The sequence below is a fragment of the Variovorax sp. N23 genome, assembly GCF_025486315.1.
Lineage (GTDB): Bacteria > Pseudomonadota > Gammaproteobacteria > Burkholderiales > Burkholderiaceae_C > Variovorax.
On sequence record NZ_JAOOPY010000005.1, the window covers coordinates 318,380 to 336,536 of the forward strand.

19 protein-coding genes, 1 tRNA gene and 1 pseudogene are annotated in these 18,157 nt (G+C 66.7%); 3 read left to right on the forward strand and 18 right to left on the reverse strand.

Going from position 1 to position 18,157, the window contains the following annotated elements; translation table 11 throughout:
* Window positions 1-5 precede the first annotated feature (5 nt).
* The 14 genes from nuoF to N8A90_RS10685 all read right to left on the reverse strand — a co-directional run bounded on the left by nuoF (window position 6) and on the right by N8A90_RS10685 (window position 12,656).
* A complete protein-coding gene (gene nuoF / locus N8A90_RS10620; protein WP_262074818.1) occupies window positions 6-1,346 on the reverse strand; it encodes an NADH-quinone oxidoreductase subunit NuoF in 1,341 nt (446 codons plus the stop codon).
* Window positions 1,343-1,873, reverse strand: a complete 531-nt coding sequence (gene nuoE, locus N8A90_RS10625; RefSeq protein ID WP_262074819.1) for an NADH-quinone oxidoreductase subunit NuoE — start codon at window positions 1,871-1,873, stop codon at window positions 1,343-1,345. Before nuoE ends, nuoF begins: the two co-directional genes overlap by 4 nt.
* A complete protein-coding gene (locus N8A90_RS10630) occupies window positions 1,870-3,123 on the reverse strand; it encodes an NADH-quinone oxidoreductase subunit D (protein ID WP_262074820.1) in 1,254 nt (417 codons plus the stop codon). The genes nuoE and N8A90_RS10630 overlap by 4 nt, the downstream gene beginning before the upstream one ends.
* A gap of 2 nt (window positions 3,124-3,125) precedes the next feature.
* Window positions 3,126-3,734, reverse strand: coding sequence for an NADH-quinone oxidoreductase subunit C (locus N8A90_RS10635; protein WP_262074821.1), 609 nt, complete (start codon window positions 3,732-3,734; stop codon window positions 3,126-3,128).
* Between the two features lie 11 nt (window positions 3,735-3,745).
* The gene (locus N8A90_RS10640) at window positions 3,746-4,228 is read right to left on the reverse strand and encodes a NuoB/complex I 20 kDa subunit family protein (RefSeq protein WP_140839331.1); all 483 of its coding nucleotides are present in this window, start codon (window positions 4,226-4,228) and stop codon (window positions 3,746-3,748) included.
* A gap of 26 nt (window positions 4,229-4,254) precedes the next feature.
* The gene (locus tag N8A90_RS10645; RefSeq protein ID WP_262074822.1) at window positions 4,255-4,614 is read right to left on the reverse strand and encodes an NADH-quinone oxidoreductase subunit A; all 360 of its coding nucleotides are present in this window, start codon (window positions 4,612-4,614) and stop codon (window positions 4,255-4,257) included.
* 67 nt (window positions 4,615-4,681) lie between these two features.
* Window positions 4,682-4,766, reverse strand: a tRNA-Leu gene (locus N8A90_RS10650).
* 130 nt (window positions 4,767-4,896) lie between these two features.
* Window positions 4,897-5,316 carry a preprotein translocase subunit SecG gene (secG, locus tag N8A90_RS10655; RefSeq protein ID WP_262074823.1) on the reverse strand — a complete coding sequence of 140 codons (420 nt, stop codon included), beginning with the start codon at window positions 5,314-5,316 and terminating at the stop codon, window positions 4,897-4,899.
* A 34-nt stretch (window positions 5,317-5,350) separates the two neighbouring features.
* Window positions 5,351-6,100, reverse strand: coding sequence for a triose-phosphate isomerase (gene tpiA / locus N8A90_RS10660; RefSeq protein ID WP_262074824.1), 750 nt, complete (start codon window positions 6,098-6,100; stop codon window positions 5,351-5,353).
* A 19-nt stretch (window positions 6,101-6,119) separates the two neighbouring features.
* Window positions 6,120-7,118, reverse strand: coding sequence for an NAD(P)H-quinone oxidoreductase (locus tag N8A90_RS10665; RefSeq protein ID WP_262074825.1), 999 nt, complete (start codon window positions 7,116-7,118; stop codon window positions 6,120-6,122).
* A gap of 44 nt (window positions 7,119-7,162) precedes the next feature.
* Complete coding sequence (gene pnp / locus N8A90_RS10670) at window positions 7,163-9,475, reverse strand: polyribonucleotide nucleotidyltransferase (protein WP_262074826.1); 2,313 nt, start codon at window positions 9,473-9,475, stop codon at window positions 7,163-7,165.
* Window positions 9,476-9,692: 217 nt separating this feature from the next.
* Entirely contained in the window at window positions 9,693-9,959 is a 267-nt protein-coding gene (gene rpsO, locus N8A90_RS10675) for a 30S ribosomal protein S15 (RefSeq protein ID WP_007837783.1), read from the reverse strand.
* Between the two features lie 220 nt (window positions 9,960-10,179).
* On the reverse strand, window positions 10,180-11,352 hold the full coding sequence (locus N8A90_RS10680) for a pyridoxal phosphate-dependent aminotransferase (protein ID WP_262074827.1): 1,173 nt from the start codon (window positions 11,350-11,352) through the stop codon (window positions 10,180-10,182).
* A gap of 20 nt (window positions 11,353-11,372) precedes the next feature.
* Complete coding sequence (locus N8A90_RS10685; RefSeq protein ID WP_262074828.1) at window positions 11,373-12,656, reverse strand: branched-chain amino acid ABC transporter substrate-binding protein; 1,284 nt, start codon at window positions 12,654-12,656, stop codon at window positions 11,373-11,375.
* Between the two features lie 123 nt (window positions 12,657-12,779).
* On the opposite strand from N8A90_RS10685, the gene N8A90_RS10690 reads away from it, so the two are divergent.
* From N8A90_RS10690 to N8A90_RS10700, 3 genes are all read left to right on the forward strand, one after another.
* Window positions 12,780-13,154 carry an Hsp20/alpha crystallin family protein gene (locus N8A90_RS10690; protein ID WP_262074829.1) on the forward strand — a complete coding sequence of 125 codons (375 nt, stop codon included), beginning with the start codon at window positions 12,780-12,782 and terminating at the stop codon, window positions 13,152-13,154.
* A 217-nt stretch (window positions 13,155-13,371) separates the two neighbouring features.
* Window positions 13,372-14,088 (forward strand): alpha/beta fold hydrolase, encoded by a 717-nt coding sequence (locus N8A90_RS10695; RefSeq protein WP_262074831.1) that lies wholly within the window; start codon window positions 13,372-13,374, stop codon window positions 14,086-14,088.
* A 71-nt stretch (window positions 14,089-14,159) separates the two neighbouring features.
* A complete protein-coding gene (locus tag N8A90_RS10700) occupies window positions 14,160-14,759 on the forward strand; it encodes a phospholipase D family protein (protein ID WP_262074832.1) in 600 nt (199 codons plus the stop codon).
* Between the two features lie 6 nt (window positions 14,760-14,765).
* Here N8A90_RS10700 and N8A90_RS10705 read toward each other — a convergent pair whose 3' ends face one another.
* From N8A90_RS10705 to N8A90_RS10720, 4 genes and pseudogenes are all read right to left on the reverse strand, one after another.
* The gene (locus N8A90_RS10705) at window positions 14,766-15,836 is read right to left on the reverse strand and encodes a chemotaxis response regulator protein-glutamate methylesterase (RefSeq protein ID WP_262074833.1); all 1,071 of its coding nucleotides are present in this window, start codon (window positions 15,834-15,836) and stop codon (window positions 14,766-14,768) included.
* 12 nt (window positions 15,837-15,848) lie between these two features.
* A complete protein-coding gene (locus N8A90_RS10710; protein WP_262074834.1) occupies window positions 15,849-16,652 on the reverse strand; it encodes a CheR family methyltransferase in 804 nt (267 codons plus the stop codon).
* Window positions 16,649-17,890 carry an EAL domain-containing response regulator gene (locus N8A90_RS10715; protein ID WP_262074835.1) on the reverse strand — a complete coding sequence of 414 codons (1,242 nt, stop codon included), beginning with the start codon at window positions 17,888-17,890 and terminating at the stop codon, window positions 16,649-16,651. Before N8A90_RS10715 ends, N8A90_RS10710 begins: the two co-directional genes overlap by 4 nt.
* A 9-nt stretch (window positions 17,891-17,899) precedes the next feature.
* Window positions 17,900-18,157, reverse strand: a pseudogene (locus N8A90_RS10720) (hypothetical protein); the annotation flags it as partial.

Below are 18,157 nucleotides of genomic sequence, written 5' to 3' on the forward strand. Positions count from 1 at the left end.
CGTGCTCAGGCCTTGGCCGGCGCCTTGGGCACATAGCCCGGGATCAGCGCCTCGAACTCGTGGCGGAAATGCTTGATCATGGCGCGCACCGGCATCGCCGCAGCGTCGCCCAGCGCACAGATCGTGCGGCCCTGGATGTTGTCGGCGACCGAGTTCAGCAGGTCCATGTCGCTGGGCTTGCCGTGGCCGGTGTGGATGCGATCGATCACGCGCCACATCCAGCCCGTGCCTTCGCGGCAGGGCGTGCACTGGCCGCAGGATTCGTGCATGTAGAAGTACGAGAGGCGCTTGAGCGACTCGACCATCGAGCGGCTGTCGTCCATCACGATGACGGCGCCCGAGCCGAGCATCGAGCCGGCCTTGGCGATGGCGTCGTAGTCCATCGTCGTCTCCATCATGACCGACGCCGGCAGCACCGGTGCCGACGATCCGCCGGGGATCACGGCCTTGAGCTGACGGCCCTTGCGCACGCCACCGGCGAGTTCGAGCAGCTTGCTGAACGGCGTGCCCAGCGGAATCTCGTAGTTGCCGGGCAGTTCGACGTCGCCGCTGACCGAGAAGATCTTGGTGCCGCCGTTGTTGGGCTTGCCGCACTCGAGGTAGGCCGGACCGCCGTTGCGGATGATCCAGGGCACCGCCGCGAAGGTCTCGGTGTTGTTGATGGTCGTCGGCTTGCCGTACAGGCCGAAGCTCGCCGGGAACGGCGGCTTGAAGCGAGGCTGGCCCTTCTTGCCCTCGAGCGATTCGAGCAGCGCGGTTTCTTCACCGCAGATGTACGCACCGAAGCCGTGGGCCGCGTGCAACTGGAAGTTGTACGTGCTGCCCATGATCTTGTCGCCGAGATAGCCAGCCGCACGAGCCTCTTCCAGCGCTTCCTCGAAGCGTTCGTAGGACTGGAATATCTCGCCGTGGATGTAGTTGTACCCGACGCTGATGCCCATCGCGTAAGCCGCGATGGCCATGCCTTCGATCACGATGTGCGGGTTGAACTGCAGGATGTCGCGGTCCTTGCAGGTACCCGGTTCGCCTTCGTCGGAATTGCAGACGAGGTACTTCTGGCCCGGGAACTGGCGCGGCATGAAGCTCCACTTCAGCCCGGTCGGGAAACCCGCGCCGCCGCGGCCGCGCAGGCCGGAGGCCTTGACTTCGGCGATCACCTGGTCGGGCGTGAGGCCCTCGGTCAGGATCTTGCGCAGCGCCTGGTAGCCGCCGCGCGCTTCGTAGTCGGCCAGGCGCCAGTTCGTACCGTCGAGGCCGGCGTAGATCTGCGGGCCGAGGTGGCGGTCGTGAAAGCAGGTCTGGACACCGGTGGCCTGGAACTGCGAGAGGACTTGTTCAGGCGTCATGCGGCGTCTCCCTTCGACGAGGCGCGCAGGCCGTCGATGAGCTGATCGAGCTTCTCGTTGCTCATGAAGCTGCACATGGTGCGGTCGTTGACCAGCATCACCGGCGAATCGGCGCAGGCGCCCAGGCATTCGCTCTGCTGCAGCGTGAACATGCCGTCGTCCGTGGTACCGCCCATCGTCACACCAAGCTTCTTCTCGAGGTGCGTCAGTGCCGTGACACCGTCGCGCAGCTGGCACGGCAGGTTCGTGCACACGTTGAGCTTGAAGCGGCCGGTCGGCTGCTGGTTGTACATGTTGTAGAAGGTCGTGACCTCGTGCACCGCGATCTGCGGCATGCCGAGGAAGTCGGCGACGACCTTCTCGCTCTCGAGGCTCACGTAGCCCTGTTCCTGCTGCACGATGGCCAGGCAGGCCATCACAGCGGACTGTGCCTGGTCGGCCGGGTACTTGGCGACTTCGCGCGCGAAGCGTTCCAGCGCGGAGGCGGACAGCGGCTTCATCGCCGCGGGGGTGCTGGGGTTGCTCATCGATCGATTTCTCCGAACACGATGTCCAGGGTGCCGATCACGGCGACGGTGTCCGCGATCATGTGGCCGCGCGTCATCTCGTCGAGCGCCGACAGATGCACGAAGCCGGGTGCACGGATCTTCAGGCGGTACGGCTTGTTGGCACCGTCGCTCACCAGGTAGATGCCGAACTCGCCCTTCGGGTGCTCGACGGCGGCATAGGCCTCGCCTTCGGGCACATGGAAGCCTTCGGTGAAGAGCTTGAAGTGGTGGATCAGCTCTTCCATGTTGCCCTTCATGGACTCACGGGCCGGTGCTGCCACCTTGTGGTTGTCGGTAATGACCGGGCCGGGGTTCACGCGGAGCCAGTCGACGCACTGCTTGATGATGCGGTTGGACTGCGCCATCTCTTCCATGCGAACCAGATAGCGGTCGTAACAGTCGCCGGTCTTGCCGACCGGGATGTCGAAGTCCATGCGGTCATACACGTCGTACGGCTGCTTCTTGCGCAGGTCCCAGGCGATACCCGAACCGCGCAGCATCGGGCCGGTGAGGCCGAGGTTGAGCGCGCGCTCGGGCGTCATCACGCCGATGCCCACGGTGCGCTGCTTCCAGATGCGGTTGTCGGTCAGGAGCGTGTGGTACTCCTCCATGTGCTTGACGAAACGCTTCGTGAAGTCATCGATGAAGTCGAGCATCGAACCCTGGCGGTTCTCGTTCATGCGCTCGAGGGCCTTGGCGTTCTTGATCTTGCTGACCTTGTACTGCGGCATCGTGTCCGGCAGGTCGCGGTAGACGCCGCCCGGGCGGAAGTACGCCGCGTGCATGCGCGCACCCGAGACGGCTTCGTAGATGTCGAACAGGTCTTCGCGTTCGCGGAAGGCGTAGATCAGGATGGTCGAGCTGCCGCAGTCGTTGCCGTGCGAGCCGAGCCACATCAGGTGGTTCAGCAGCCGCGTGATCTCGGCGAACATCACGCGGATGTACTGCGCGCGGATCGGCACCTCGAGGCCCATCAGCTTTTCGATGGCCAGGCAGTAGGCGTGCTCGTTGGACATCATCGACACGTAGTCGAGGCGGTCCATGTAGGGCAGCGACTGGATATAGGTCTTGTGCTCGGCGAGCTTTTCGGTCGCGCGGTGCAGCAGGCCGATGTGCGGGTCGGCGCGCTGGACGACTTCGCCGTCGAGCTCGAGCACCAGGCGCAGCACGCCGTGCGCAGCCGGGTGCTGCGGACCGAAGTTCAGCGTGTAGTTCTTGATTTCAGCCATGGTCAGTGGAGCCCGCCGTAATTCTCTTCGCGGATCACGCGCGGCGTGACTTCGCGGGGTTCGATCGACACCGGCTGATAGACCACGCGCTTGAGTTCTTCGTCGTAGCGCATCTCGACATGGCCCGACAGCGGGAAGTCCTTGCGGAACGGGTGGCCGATGAAGCCGTAGTCGGTCAGGATGCGGCGCAGGTCTTCGTGCCCTTCGAACACGATGCCGAACAGGTCGAAGGCTTCGCGCTCGAACCAGTTGGCAGAGGCCCACAGGTGCATCACCGACGGCAGCACGGGGAAGTCGTCGTCGGCGCAGAACACCTTCACGCGCACGCGCTGGTTCAGGCTCACCGACAGCAGGTGTGACACCGCGCAGAAGCGCAGGCCTTCCCATTCGGTGTCGCGGTACGACGAATAGTCGACGCCGCAGAGGTCGACGAGCTGCTCGAACTGGCAGCCCGGCGCGTCGCGCAGGGTCTGCATGGCGGCCAGGTAGTCGGCGGCCTTCACCACCAGCGTCACCTCGCCGAGCGCCACGTTGATGCTCTTGACCTTGTCGCCAAGGGCCAGGGCAATGGTGTCCTTCAGGGCACCAGGATCGATCGCAAAGACTGTCATGTCGGTCCCGTTCAGGCGCGGGCGATGGTGTTGGTGCGGCGCACCTTCTGCTGCAGCTGGATGATCCCGTAGATCAGAGCCTCCGCCGTGGGCGGGCAGCCGGGCACGTAGACGTCGACCGGCACGATGCGGTCGCAGCCGCGCACGACCGAGTAGCTGTAGTGGTAGTAGCCGCCGCCGTTGGCGCACGAGCCCATCGACAACACCCAGCGGGGCTCGGCCATCTGGTCGTACACCTTGCGCAGCGCCGGCGCCATCTTGTTGCACAGCGTGCCGGCCACGATCATCAGATCGGACTGACGCGGGCTGGCGCGGAACACCTCGGCGCCGAAGCGCCCGATGTCGTAGCGCGCAGCGGCCGCATGCATCATCTCGACCGCGCAGCAGGCCAGACCGAAGGTCATGGGCCACAACGAGCCGGTCTTGGCCCAATTCACCACCGAGTCGTAGGACGTGGTGACGAAGCCTTCTTTGAAAACGCCTTCAATGGCCATGGCTGTACCTTGTTGCCGAGTTCCGGCTATTCCCAGTCAAGCGCACCCTTTTTCCATTCGTAGGCGAAGCCCACGACGAGGATGGCCAGGAAGATCACGACCGCCCAGAAGCCCGCCGGCCCCACTTCCTTGAGCGCGACGGCCCAGGGGAAGAGGAAGGCGATTTCCAGGTCGAACAGGATGAAGAGGATGGCCACCAGGTAGTAGCGGACATCAAACTGCATGCGGGCGTTCTCGAACGCTTCGAAGCCGCATTCGTAGGGGGAATTCTTGGCCGCATCGGGCCGGTTGGGGCCGAGGATATAGCCCAGAACCTGGGGGGCGATGCCGACCCCGATGCCGACCAGAATGAACAACAGGACGGGGAGGTAGGAATCGAGGTTCATCAGGGGGTTCTATACCGCTTGCCACCGGCAGGCGGCCACCCGATGGTTGCCACCTGCCGGTGAGATTTGGTGCGGTCGGCGAGACTCGAACTCGCACAGCTTTCGCCACTACCCCCTCAAGATAGCGTGTCTACCAATTTCACCACGACCGCGGTTTTTGCCTGTCCAGATGGCATGAGGAACCCGAGAGGGTTTTGGCTCTCCGGACAGCTTTAGAGTTTACCCTGAAATACAGTTGTTTTCACTGTGCCGGTGCAATGAATGCACACAGATTCACACACATCACTTCGTCGGAATCTGCCCTGCCCCGGAAGCGGGCACGGCAGGTGCCGAGGCCGCTGCGCCGGCGCTCGGCGCAGCAGGCGTGCCGGGGGCCGGAATCTGCGTTGCAGCACCGGAGGCAGCCGGTGCCGGCGCACCGATGGCCGCACGCTCGAGCAGACTGTTGCCGCCCGACGCGGGGCGTGCATGGCTGAAGTAGGCCAGCAGCAACGTGCACACGAAGAACACCGCGGCGAGGACGGCCGTGGTGCGCGACAGGAAGTTCGCGCTGCCGCTGGCGCCGAACAGGCTGCCGGCACTGCCGCTGCCGAAGGCCGCGCCCATGTCGGCGCCCTTGCCGTGCTGCACCAGGATGAGGCCGATCATCGCCAGCGCGGTGAGCATCTGCACGCCGACGAGGATGTTGAGGACCATGTTCATTCGTTGTTTCTCCTAAGGATCGGCCGCGCGCGATTCAGCGTGCGGCCGCAATGATGTGTAGAAAGTCCGGCGCCTTGAGCGATGCGCCACCGATCAGGCCGCCGTCGATGTCGGGCTGGGCCAGCAGTTCCGCGGCATTGGCCGCATTCATGCTGCCGCCGTAGAGGATGCGGATGCCCGCGGCGTGCTCGCTGGCAGCGTGGTGCAGCTGCGCACGCAGCACGGCGTGCACGCCCTGCGCCTGTTCGGGCGTGGCCGTCTTGCCCGTGCCGATGGCCCAGACGGGCTCATACGCCACCACGATCTCGCTGATGCAATGGCCGTTGACGTGGATGACCGCGGCGAGCTGGCGCTTCACCACCTCCTCCGTGCGGCCGGCCTCACGCTCCGCGAGCGTTTCGCCCACGCAGACGATCGGCGTGATGCCGTTGGCCAGCGCGGCCGCCGTCTTGGCTGCCACGGCCTCATCGGTCTCGCCGTGGTACTGGCGCCGCTCCGAGTGGCCGACGATGGCGTAGCGCACACCGAAGTCCTTGAGCATCGCCGCCGACTGCTCGCCGGTGAAGGCCCCTTGCGGCTGCGCCGAGAGGTCCTGCGCACCGAGCGCGACAGGCGAACCGGCAATCAGGGCCTGCACCTGCGCGAAGTACGGCGCCGGCACGCAGACAGCGACGTCGCAACCCGGCGTGCCGATGCCTTGCAGCACGGCATTCAGCAGCGCCTCGTTGGCCACCAGGCTACCGTTCATCTTCCAGTTGCCGGCAATCAGCTTCCGATTGGTCATCGTCATCTTGTCTCGTTGTTCACCAGGTCAGCACGATCTTGCCGATGTGCTGGTTCGATTCCATCAGGACATGGGCCTGCGCCCCGCCGCTGGGATCGCCGATGGCGGCGAAGGTGCTGTGCACGACCGGCTTGATCGCACCGCGCTCGAGCAGGGGCCACACCTTGTCGCGCAGCGCCTGCGCGATGGCGCCCTTGAAGGCGATCGAGCGCGGCCGCAGGGTCGAACCCGTGACCGTCAGGCGGCGACGCAGCACCAGCCCGGCATTGATCTCGGCCTTGACGCCGCCCTGCACCGCGATGATCACCAGCCGGCCGTCTTCGGCCAGGCACTCGATCTCGCGCGCGACGTAGGCACCCGCCACCATGTCCAGCACCACGTCGACGCCCTTGCCGTCCGTGATGCGCTTCACTTCGGCGACGAAGTCGCTCGACTTGTAGTTGATCGCGTGGTCGGCGCCCAGTTTCAGGCAGGCCTCGCACTTGTCGTCGCTGCCGGCCGTAACGATCACCGTCGCACCCATGGCCTTGCCCAGTTGGATGGCGGTCACGCCGATGCCGCTGGAGCCGCCCTGGATCAGCAGCGTCTCGCCCTGCTGCAGGCGACCGCGCTCGAACACGTTGCTCCAGACGGTGAAGAAGGTCTCGGGCAGCGAAGCGGCCTCGATGTCGCTCCAGCCCTTGGGCACCGGCAGGCACTGCGCGACCGGCGCCACGCATCGCTCGGCATAGCCGCCGCCCGCCACCAGCGCACAGACGCGGTCACCGAGGGCCAGACCGGCATCGGCCAGCGCCTTGGCGTCGCCCGCGACGATCTCACCGGCCACCTCGAGGCCCGGCAGGTCCGACGCCCCCGGCGGCACCGGGTAGTTGCCGGTGCGCTGCAGCACATCCGGACGGTTCACGCCGCTGGCCGCGACACGGATCAGCAGTTCGCCCTCGCCCGCCACCGGGTCCGGTCGATCGACGACACGCAGCACGTCCGGCGCACCGAACGAAGTGATTTCAATGGCTTTCATGATGGGAACGAAAGATGGGGCGGCTCGCACCGCCCTCTTCTTTCTCAGCCTTGCTGGTCGCCGCCGCGGTTGGTGTCCGGCGTCGGCTGCGCTGCACCCTGCTCGGGTGCTGGCTCGCCGCCGTTGCCGCGCTCTTCGAAGCGCGGGGGACGATCACCGCGAGGAGCGCGGTCACCGCGGTCTTCACGCGGGCCGCGGTCGCTGCGCGGCGGACGGTCGCCGCGGTCTTCGCGCGGTGCACGCTCCTGGAACTCCATGCCGGCCGGACGCTCGGTCAGGGCCTTCATCGACAGCTTGACGCGGCCCTTCTCGTCCGTCTCGAGGACCTTGACCTTCACGATCTGGCCTTCGCTCAGGTAGTCGGAGACCTTCTCGACGCGCTCGTGGGCGATCTGGCTGATGTGCAGCAGACCGTCCTTGCCGGGCAGCAGGTTGATCAGCGCGCCGAAGTCCAGGATCTTCGTGACCGGTCCTTCGTACACCTTGCCGATTTCGACTTCCGCCGTGATCTGCTCGATGCGCTTCTTGGCCAGTTCGGCCTTTTCAGGGTCGGTCGACGCGATGGTGATGGTGCCGTCTTCGTCGATGTTGATCGTCGTGCCGGTTTCTTCCTGCAGGCCGCGGATGACCGCGCCGCCCTTGCCGATCACGTCGCGGATCTTCTCGGGGTTGATCTTCAGCGTGGTCAGGCGCGGTGCGAAGGTCGAGACCTCGGCCTTGGCTTCGCCCATCGCTTCCTGCATCTTGCCCAGGATGTGCATGCGCGCTTCCTTGGCCTGGGCCAGGGCGACCTGCATGATTTCCTTGGTGATGCCCTGGATCTTGATGTCCATCTGCAGCGCGGTGATGCCGTTGGTCGTGCCCGCCACCTTGAAGTCCATGTCGCCCAGGTGATCTTCGTCACCCAGGATGTCGGTCAGCACCGCGAAGCGGTTGCCTTCCTTGATCAGGCCCATGGCGATGCCGGCCACGTGGGCCTTCATCGGCACGCCGGCATCCATCATCGACAGGCAGCCGCCGCAGACCGAAGCCATCGACGACGAGCCGTTCGACTCGGTGATTTCGGACACGACGCGCACCGTGTACGGGAATTCTTCCTTCGACGGCAGCACGGCGACGAGCGCGCGCTTGGCCAGGCGGCCGTGGCCGATCTCGCGGCGCTTGGTCGAGCCCATGCGGCCGACTTCGCCGGTGGCGAAGGGAGGCATGTTGTAGTGGAACAGGAAGCGGTCTTCGTACTCGCCGGCCAGCGCGTCGATGCGCTGGGCGTCACGTTCGGTGCCGAGCGTGGTGATGACCAGCGCCTGGGTTTCACCGCGGGTGAACAGGGCCGAACCGTGGGTGCGCGGCAGCACCGAATTGCGGATCTCGATCGGGCGCACGGTGCGCGTGTCGCGGCCGTCGATGCGCGGCTCGCCTTCGAGGATCTGGCTGCGGACGATCTTCGATTCGATCGCGAACAGCAGGTCGTTGACCTTGCCGGCGTCGAAGGGCTCGCCGCTTTCCTTCAGCGCAGCCATCACGCTGGCGTTGGCTTCGCGCAGGGCTTGCGTGCGGGCCTGCTTGCTGCGGATCTGGTAGACCGCGCGCAGCTTCTCTTCGGCCAGGCCGTTGACCTTGGCGACGAAGGCTTCGTCTTCGGCCGGTGCCGACCAGTCCCACACCGGCTTGCCGGCGTCACGGACGAGGTCATGGATCGCGTTGATCGCGATGTTGGCCTGTTCATGGCCGAACACCACGCCACCCAGCATGATTTCCTCGGACAGCTGCAGGGCTTCGGACTCGACCATCAGCACGGCGGCTTCGGTGCCGGCGACGACCAGGTCCATCTGCGAATCCTTGCGGGCGGTCTGGCCCGGGTTCAGCACGTACTGGCCGTTGATGTAGCCCACGCGGGCGGCGCCGATCGGGCCGCTGAACGGAATGCCGGAGACCGACAGCGCGGCGGACACGCCGATCATGGCGGCGATGTCGGCATCGACCTCGGGGTTGAGCGACAGCGTGTGGATAACCACGTGCACTTCGTTCAGGAAACCTTCGGGGAACAGCGGGCGGATCGGGCGGTCGATCAGGCGGCTGGTCAGGGTTTCGTGTTCGCTGGGCTTGGCTTCGCGCTTGAAGAAGCTGCCGGGAATCTTGCCCGCGGCATAGGTCTTCTCGATGTAGTCGACGGTCAGCGGGAAGAAGTCCTGGCCGGGCTTGGCCGACTTGGAGGCGACCACGGTGGCGAGCACGACGGTACCGTCGATGTCGACCTTGACCGCGCCGCCGGCCTGGCGGGCGATTTCGCCCGTTTCCATGACGACGGTCTTGTCGCCCCACTGGAAGGACTTGGTGACTTTGTTGAAGAGGCTCATGTTTGCTCCTGATTTGAGAGCGGCGAACCACCGTATCGGCAGCACCCGCAGGGGTTGGAGCGCTTCGCAGAACACGATGCCATTCCAGTGAAGCTCGGCTCGAGCCTCCCTGGAATGACACAGCTTCGCTCTGTTCTGTCGCTCCGAAACTTGTTCGCGAAGTAAAAAACGCCTGAGCTAGCGGACTAACCCAGGCGTTTTTTGCATGCGATTCGAATTACTTGCGCAGGCCCAGCTTGGCGATCAGCGCGGTGTAACGGTCGGCATCCTTGGACTTGAGGTAGTCCAGGAGCTTGCGGCGGCGGCTCACCATGCGCAGCAGACCGCGACGGCCGTGGTGGTCCTTGGCGTGGGTCTTGAAGTGGGGGGTGAGTTCGTTGATGCGGGCGGTCAGCAGTGCGACCTGCACTTCGGGGCTGCCCGTGTCGTTGGCGGCGCGGGCGTTGTCCTTGACGACTTCGGCCTTGATGGAGGCTGCGATCATGATGATTTCCTTCGTTCCAAATAGTTTGACTTGCGGTGTGCGCTGGAACTGCACGCACCGTGTGCCTTGCGGCGGATAGCCTAGGATTATAGCTCGCCCCCAGGTCGCGCTCACTGCGTGTAGCGCTCCGCACCCCCTACCGGGGGCAACACCAGCGGCCCGGCGAAGCCGGTTCCGCGGTGTTCCACGAACAGGCGCGCGGCCTTCGGCCGGCGCCGGCTCAACGGATGGACTTACTTTCGGCGGCAAGCCAGGTTCGGAGACGGCGGACGCCTTCAACCAAGCGTTGCGGGTCCTTCGACGCGAAACACCAGCGCAGCCAGCCCTGCGCCTCGGGCGCGAAGGCGCTGCCGGGCGCCAGGCCCAGGCCGGCTTCGGTGACCAGGCGTTTGGCGACGTCGAGCGAATCGTCGAAGCCGTCCAGCTTGAAGAAGGCATACATGCCGCCCTTGGCCGGCGCCACCTGCACACCGGGAACGGCCGCCAGCAGCGGCACCAGCACGTCGCGACAGGCCTTCAGGTGGGCCACGACGCGCGGCGTGATGTCCTGGCCGTGCTGGATGGCGGCCACGCCAGCACGCTGGGTGAACACGCTCGCGCACGAGGTGTTGAACTCGATCAGCTTGCCCATCCCGTCCATCAGCGCCGGCGGCAGCACCAGCCAACCCAGGCGCCAGCCGGTCATCAGGAAGCTCTTGGAAAAGCTGTGGGCGACGACCAGGCGGTCGTCCGGCGCGGCCACGTCCAGAAAGCTGGGGGCGCAACCGTTCGGCGTCGGCTCGAAGTACAGGCGCTCGTAGACCTCGTCGGCCAGGATCCACGTACCGGTCTGGCGGCAATGGTCGAGGATGGCGCGCTGCTCGTCGCCGGTCAGCGTCCAGCCGGTCGGGTTGTTCGGCGCGTTGACGATCAGCAGCCTGGTGCGCGGCGTGATGGCGGCGCGCAGCGCATCGAGGTCGAGCGTCCACTCGCCATTGACTGGTTTGAGGGCAACGGTGCGCACCGTCGCCCCCATGATGGCCGGCTGCGCCACCAGGTTGGGCCATACCGGCGTCACGGCCACGACCTCGTCGCCCGCATCAACCAGCGCCTGCACCGCCAGCATCAGCGCGTTCACGCCGCCGGAGGTGACTGCGATGCGCGACGCGTCGATCCGCGGGTGCAGCGTGCTGGCGTAGCCGGCGATCGCCTCGCGCAATTCGGGCAGGCCCAGGTTGTGGGCGTAGAAGGTTTCGCCGCGCTGCAGCGAATCGATCGCGGCCTGGCGCACGACCTCGGGCGTGACCTCGTCGCTCTCGCCGAACCAGAAGGCGAGCACATCGTCGCGACCGATGCCGGCATTGGCGACTTCACGGATCTTGGAGGCCTCGAGGTCGAGGATGGCTTGGCGCATGTCTGTTTCTCCGGCCCCGTTCAGGGGCGTTGCATCTTGCAGGTGGTGGGCATCTCGGCACGCTCGGCAGCCACGGTCTTCACGACGCGAAAGCCGTAGCCCGAGCCTTCGACGTCGAACTTCACGCCGGGCGCGCCCTGCCTGTCCATCATGCCGACGACCAGCTGCTGCTGGAACTGGTGGTCCGCCGCGCGCATACGGCCGCGCTGGCCGGCCAGCGTGACGTCGGCACGCTCCAGGGCGCGCGCGACCGCCACCGTGTCGGTGCTGCCGGCGCGCTCGATCGCCTGGGCCAGCGCCTCGACCAGCAGTTGCATGCGCATGTGCACATAGTCCTCGGAAGGCTTCGGGAAGCGTGCGCGGAACGACCGGTAGAAGGCCTCCGATGGGGCCGTCTGCACGTTCGGCAGCCAGTCGGCCACCGCGATCACGCGGCCGATGCCCGCGTCGCCGATGGCTGCGGGCGCGCCCAGCGCGTTGCCGTAGAAGGTGTAGAAGCTGCCGTTGAAGCCGGCCTCGCGCGCTGCCTTGACCAGCAGCGTGAGGTCATTGCCCCAGTTGCCCGTCATCACGGCCTGCGCACCGCTGGCGATGATCTTGGTGGCGTAGGGCGAGAAGTCCTTCACCCGGCCCATGGGGTGCAGTTCGTCGCCGACCACCTGCACATCGGGCCGCAGCGCCGCGAGCTGGCGCTTCGATTCGCGCAGCACGGCCTGGCCGAAGCTGTAGTCCTGGCCGATCAGGTAGACGCGCTTGAGCGACGCGTCGTCCTTCACCACGTCCATCAGCGCGGTCACGCGCATGTCGGCGTGCGCATCGAAGCGGAAGTGCCAGAAGCTGCAGCGCTCGTTGGTCAGCACCGGGTCGACCGCGGAGTAGTTCAGGAACAGCACGCGGCGCGACGGGTCACGCTCGTTGTTCTTGTCGATGGCGTCGATCAGCGCCGCCGCCGTCGCCGACGAGTTGCCCTGCAGCACGACGCGCGCGCCGTCGTCCATGGCGGCCCGCAGTGCCGACAGCGCCTCCTCGTTCTGGCCCTTGCTGTCGTAGCGCTCGAGCTGCAGCAGGCGTGCGCCGCCCGGCAGCTTGACGCCGCCGCGGGCGTTGACGCGCTCCACGGCCCAGAGGATGTTGCGAAAGACGGCCTCGCCGGTGTTCGCGAAGGGGCCGCTCATGCTCTCGATCAGGGCCAGGCGGATGGGCGCCGCGGACTGGGCCTGCACGGCGGGCGCAGCGGCGGCCACGCATAGCGCCGAGGCCGCGAATTTCAAGGCCCGACGGCGCCAAATAAAGCTCTGATTCATTCTCTTGAAACGCGTGCGCGCAGGCCTAGATGAGGTGGCAAGCGGCACTCATGTTGAACGGCCGCGCAGTGTACGGGACACACCTTTCTTGTCCCCATTGTGTTCATCCTCTGGAGTCTCACCATGTTTTTTGCACCCGCCGTCCGCACCGCACGCTTCGCCCCCCGCGCCTTCGACCGCAGCTTCGAGCGCTTCGTCAACGACACCCTCCCGAGCGGCCCGCAGCGTTCGCTGAACGTCGAACAGGACGACAAGACCTGGACGCTCAGCCTGGACGTCCCCGGCCTGTCGCGTGACGACCTGAGCATCGGCATCGAAGGCGCCGTCGTGCGCATCGAAACCAGGGCCGAGGCCAAGCGCCCTTTCAAGGCCGCCTACGAACTGCCGCAGGCCATCGACGTGGCCGCCAGCGACGCGCGGCTCGAGAACGGCGTCCTGACCCTCAAGCTGGGCAAGGTCGTGCCCGTGAGCCAGGTGCAGCAACTCGCCATCCACTGAGGGGCGTGGAGGCGGCACCTCGCCGCTTTTACTTACACTTTTCCCCCGTGACCTCAGCCGGCCAGATTCGTGGCCGGCTTTTTTTATGCTTCAATCTGAAAGGTGTGTAAAAGATCACGCCAAGTGATTGTTTTACAAAACTATTTTCTTAATTCGAGGTCGCGCTTCCGCTGAAAAGCCCGTGTTCAGCGGGGCCTCGACATGAAGGGGCTCCCCGTTGGATACACATCTGCAGACCGCCAAGCCAGGCCAGCGTTCGGACACGCTCCTGGTGTTCCTGCCGGGTGCCTTTCTGAAGCCGGAGGAGTTCGAGCGCGAGGGCTTCGTCGGTGCCGTGCGCGAGCGGCACCTCGCGGCCGACGTCATGCTGGTCGACGCGAACGTGTCGTACTACTACGACCAGAGTTTCGTGCAGCGGCTCAGCGACGACGTGCTGGCCCCCGCGCGCAGCGCCGGCTACGCCGCCATCTGGCTGGTCGGCATCTCGATCGGCGGCTTCGGCGCCCTCACCCATGAACTGAGCCGCCCCGGCCTGGTCGACGGCATCGTGGTCCTCGCGCCCTACCTGGGCCGCCGGCCGCTCGGCGCCGACATCCAGAAGGCCGGCGGCCTGCGCGCCTGGAAGGCACCCGAAGCGCCGACCGACGACGAGATCGACCGCAAGCTCTGGCCCTGGCTGCAGCAGTACGCCTCCCCGCAGCCGGCTGCCGGCAAGCTCCCGCCGCTGTACCTGGGCTACGGCCTGGCCGATCGCTTCGCCGCGAACCATCAGCTGCTGGCCGACGTGCTGCCCGATGGCCACGTCTTCACGACCGAGGGTGGCCATGACTGGCCCCAGTGGTCGCGCCTCTGGCGCAGCGTGCTCGACGTGCTGCCCCTGCCTTCGCTCGCGACCCCGAAGACGCAACCGGCTGGGCGGGCCGTACCGGCCTGACACGGCCCGCGCGGCGGCCGCGACAATGAGCGGCCCGGCACATCGGGTGCCGTTCACTCAGGGAAGATTGCATGAAGCCATTCCGGGGGCCCACCCTCGCCTGCGCCCTGGCGCTCCTGGCCGTTCTGGCCACCCACGCCGACGCCACCGTGGTCCCGCTGCCGGTCCCGTCGGCGGGCGCCCAGGCCCAGGTCTTCTTCTCCCCCGACGACGGAACCGATCGCGCCATCGCCCAGGCCCTGGGCCAGGCGCGCCAGCGCGTCTGGATCGCGGGCTACTACTTCACCTCCTCGACCATCGCCAAGGCGCTCGAGCAGGCGCATGCACGCGGGCTCGACGTCCGCGTGCTGCTCGACCGCTCGCAGGTGAGCCTGCGCTATTCGAGCGCGACCTACTTCCACAACCACGGCGTGCCGCTGTGGATCAACGCGCGCTACCCGGTCATGCACCACAAGTTCGTGGTCATCGACCAGGACACGGTCGGCTTCGGCTCGATGAACTTCACCCGTGCCGGGGCCGAGCAGAACGCCGAGAACTTCAACCTGTTCCGCCGCTGGCCGCAACTCACGGGCACCTATGCGACAGAGTTCCTGCGACTGCAGAAGGAATCGGCGAAGTACCGCCCCGGCATGGTGTTCGACGCCGACGGCGGCGCCGAAGAAAAGCCTTAGCCGCCGTCAGGCGCCGATCTCGCGCCAGATCGCCGACAGCGTCACCGTCTTGTCGACGCCGCCGCGCTTGATCGCTTCCTTGGGCATGCCGAACACGACGCAGCTTTCCTCGTCCTGCGCCACGGTGCGTGCGCCGGCGTTGTGCATCTCGAGCAGGCCCGCCGCGCCGTCGTCGCCCATGCCGGTCATGATGATGCCCACCGCATTGGCGCCCGCGCACTTGGCCACCGACCGGAACAGCACGTCGACCGACGGCCGGTGCCGGTTGACCAGCGGGCCGTCCACCACATCCACGTAGTACTGCGCGCCGCTGCGCCGCAGCACCATGTGCTTGCCGCCCGGGGCGATCAGCGCGCGGCCGGGCAGCACGCGGTCGTTGTGTTCCGCCTCCTTCACGGCGATGCGGCAGACGCTGTCGAGCCGGCTGGCGAATGCGGCCGTGAACTTCTCGGGCATGTGCTGCACGATCACGATGCCCGGGCACACACGCGGCAGCGCCGTCAGCACCTCCTCGAGCGCCTGCGTGCCCCCGGTGGACGTGCCGATGGCCACCACGCGCTCGGTGGTCTGCGTCATGGCGCGGCCGGCACCCGGCGGCAGGATCGCGTCGGCCGTGAGCTTGGCGACCGGCTGCAAGGGCGCGGCCTCGCGCCGCGGCGCCAGCCGCCGCACGTTGGCCCGGGCGGCCTCCCGCACGGTGGTGACGAGGTCGTCCGCGGCATCCGTCAGGAACTGCTTGAGGCCCAGCTTGGGCTTGGTCACGATCGCCACGGCGCCGGCGGACAGCGCCTCCATCGTGGTCTTGGCGCCCTGCTCGGTCAGCGTGGAGCAGATCACCACCGGCGTCGGCCGCTCCGTCATGATCTTGCGCAGGAAGGTGATGCCGTCCATGCGCGGCATCTCGACGTCGAGCACGATCACGTCGGGCCATTGCTGCCTCATGCGCTCCATGGCGAGCAGCGGATCGGCGGCGGCGTGCATGACCTCCATGCCGGGCGTGGCGTCGATCAGGGCCGTCAGCACCTGGCGCACGACCGCCGAATCATCGACCACGAGAACCTTGATGGTGGACTTCATGCCGGTCTTCGGTCAGGGCTTGCGGTAAACGGCCGGCGCCATCTGCACCACCTCGGAACTCACCTCGTTGAGGCTCTCCGAATGGCCGATGAAGAAGAAGCCGCCGCGCTTGAGCGGCGCCAGCACGCGCGCCACCACCTGCCGCTTGGTCTCGGCGTTGAAATAGATCAGCACGTTGCGCAGGAACACCACGTCGAAGCTCCCCAGCTCGGGCAGCCGATCGTTGAGGTTGGCATGCGCGAAGCGCACCTTCTGGCGCAGCGAGCGGTCGACCAGCAAGGTGCCCTGCTGATCGCCCATGCCCTTGAGGCAGTACTTCTTGAGGTAGTTCTGCGGGATCTGCCGGACGCGCTGTTCGGGGTAGTGGCCCAGGCGGGCGCGCGCGAGCACGCGGGTGCTGATGTCCGTTCCGAGGACCTCGAAGGGCCGCTCGCCCAGGCAGTCGGCCAGCACCATCGCGATGCTGTAGGCCTCTTCGCCGCTGGAGCTCGCCGCGCTCCACACCCTGAACGGCCCGGGGCCGGTATGGGCCGCCGCGGCGGCGCGCAGCAGCTCGAAGTGCTTGGGCTCGCGAAAGAAGTAGGTCTCGTTGGTCGTGAGCAGGTCGATGGCGGCCTGCACTTCGCCGGGCGCGTCGCCTTTCTTGAGGAGAGAGAAGTAGGCGGCGTAGCCGTCCAGGCCGTGCGCGCTCACGCGCTTGGCCAGGCGCCCGCAGACCAGCGCCTTCTTGGCCGGCGACAAGGTGATGCCCGCCGCGTCGAAGATGAAGCGCTGGAAGTTGGCGAAGTCGCGGTCGGAGATGGACTGGCTGTTCATGGTGAGGATGGATGCGTCGGCGCCTGCAACGGCGCAAGGCGTTCTTGACAGGTCGCCGCCCAGGCCTGCAGCTCTGGCCCCGCCATCGCTGGCGCGATCAGCCATCCCTGGCCCTGGGTGCAGCGAAAGGACTGCAGCAGCCGCCAGTCGTCGACCGCATCCACGCCCTCGGCCACCGTCGCGAGCTGCAGCCGGTGCGCCAGGTCGATGGCCGACTCGAGGATGGTGCGGATGCTGTCGCGCCGGTGCGCACCGCAGACGAAGGCGCGGTCGATCTTCAGTTCGGTAAAGGGAATGCGCGTGAGCTGCTGCAGCGACGAGAAGCCGGTGCCGTAGTCGTCGATCGACAGCCCGAAGCCCTTGAGCCGCAGGCGCGCAAGCACGCCGGGCGCAGACCCCGTGGCATCGACCACCGAGCTTTCGGTGACCTCCAGAATCACCTGCTCGGCGCGCAGCCGGTAGCGCCGCTGCAAGTCGCAGATCTGCATCACGATCTCCGGATGCACGAGCAGCCTTGGCGACAGGTTGATGGCCACCGACAGGACCAGGCCCTGCTCGTTCCAGGCCGCGCATTGGGCGAAGGCCTGCTCCATGATCGACAGCGTGAGCGCGTGGATCAGGCCCGTGCTCTCCGCGATCGGGATGAACTCGTCCGGCGGAACCATGCCGAGCGTGGGGTGCGACCACCTTGCCAGCGCCTCCACCCCCCGCAGCGCACAGCTTTGCGTGTCGACCTTGGGCTGGAAGTGCGGGACGATGGCGCGCTCGGCGATCGCCTGGCGCAGCATCGCCACGGTGATCGGCAGGCGCAGCAAGCGGCTGCGCGCTGGAATCGCAGCGTGGAAGGCGGCCGCCGCGCTCAGGATCTGCTCCAGCGTGTCGCGCGACAAAGGCTTGCGAAGACCGGCGACGACCGAATGACCCAGGGCCTGCACCGACTCGATCAGCGGATGCTCCCGGGACGACACCAGTGCGATGGGCGCACGGATGCCGCGCCGGTTCAGTTCCTCGATCAGTTCGATGCCGTCCATGCGGGGCATCTCGAGGTCGACGATGAGCAACCCCGGCAGCACATCGAGCGACTCGATGGCCGCCAGCGCCTCCAACCCGTCGGCGGCCTCGTGCACCGCCGCGATGCCGGCCGCACGGCACAGCGCCACGGCATGCTGGCGCTGCACGGTGCTGTCGTCGACGATCAGCGCCGACCTCTTCAGCAGAGAAAGTGCCTTCGCTTGCATGCTGGCGACTCAGTAACTCGCGAAGTGGCTCTCGTCCACGTCAGCCAGGTCGACGCCCGTCAACGCCAGCCTCGGGTGGGCGTTCTTGCGGCTCGCTGCCACCGGCTTGGCCACCTTGGCAGGCGCGCTCTTGTTCGGCTTGCGTGCTTGCGAGGTCGCAGCCGCACCGGCCAGCTTGAAGAAGCTCATCGTGCGCTGCAGTTGCTCGGCCTGGCTGCTCATCTCCTCGGCCGTGGCCGCCAGCTCTTCCGAGCTCGTCGCGTTCTG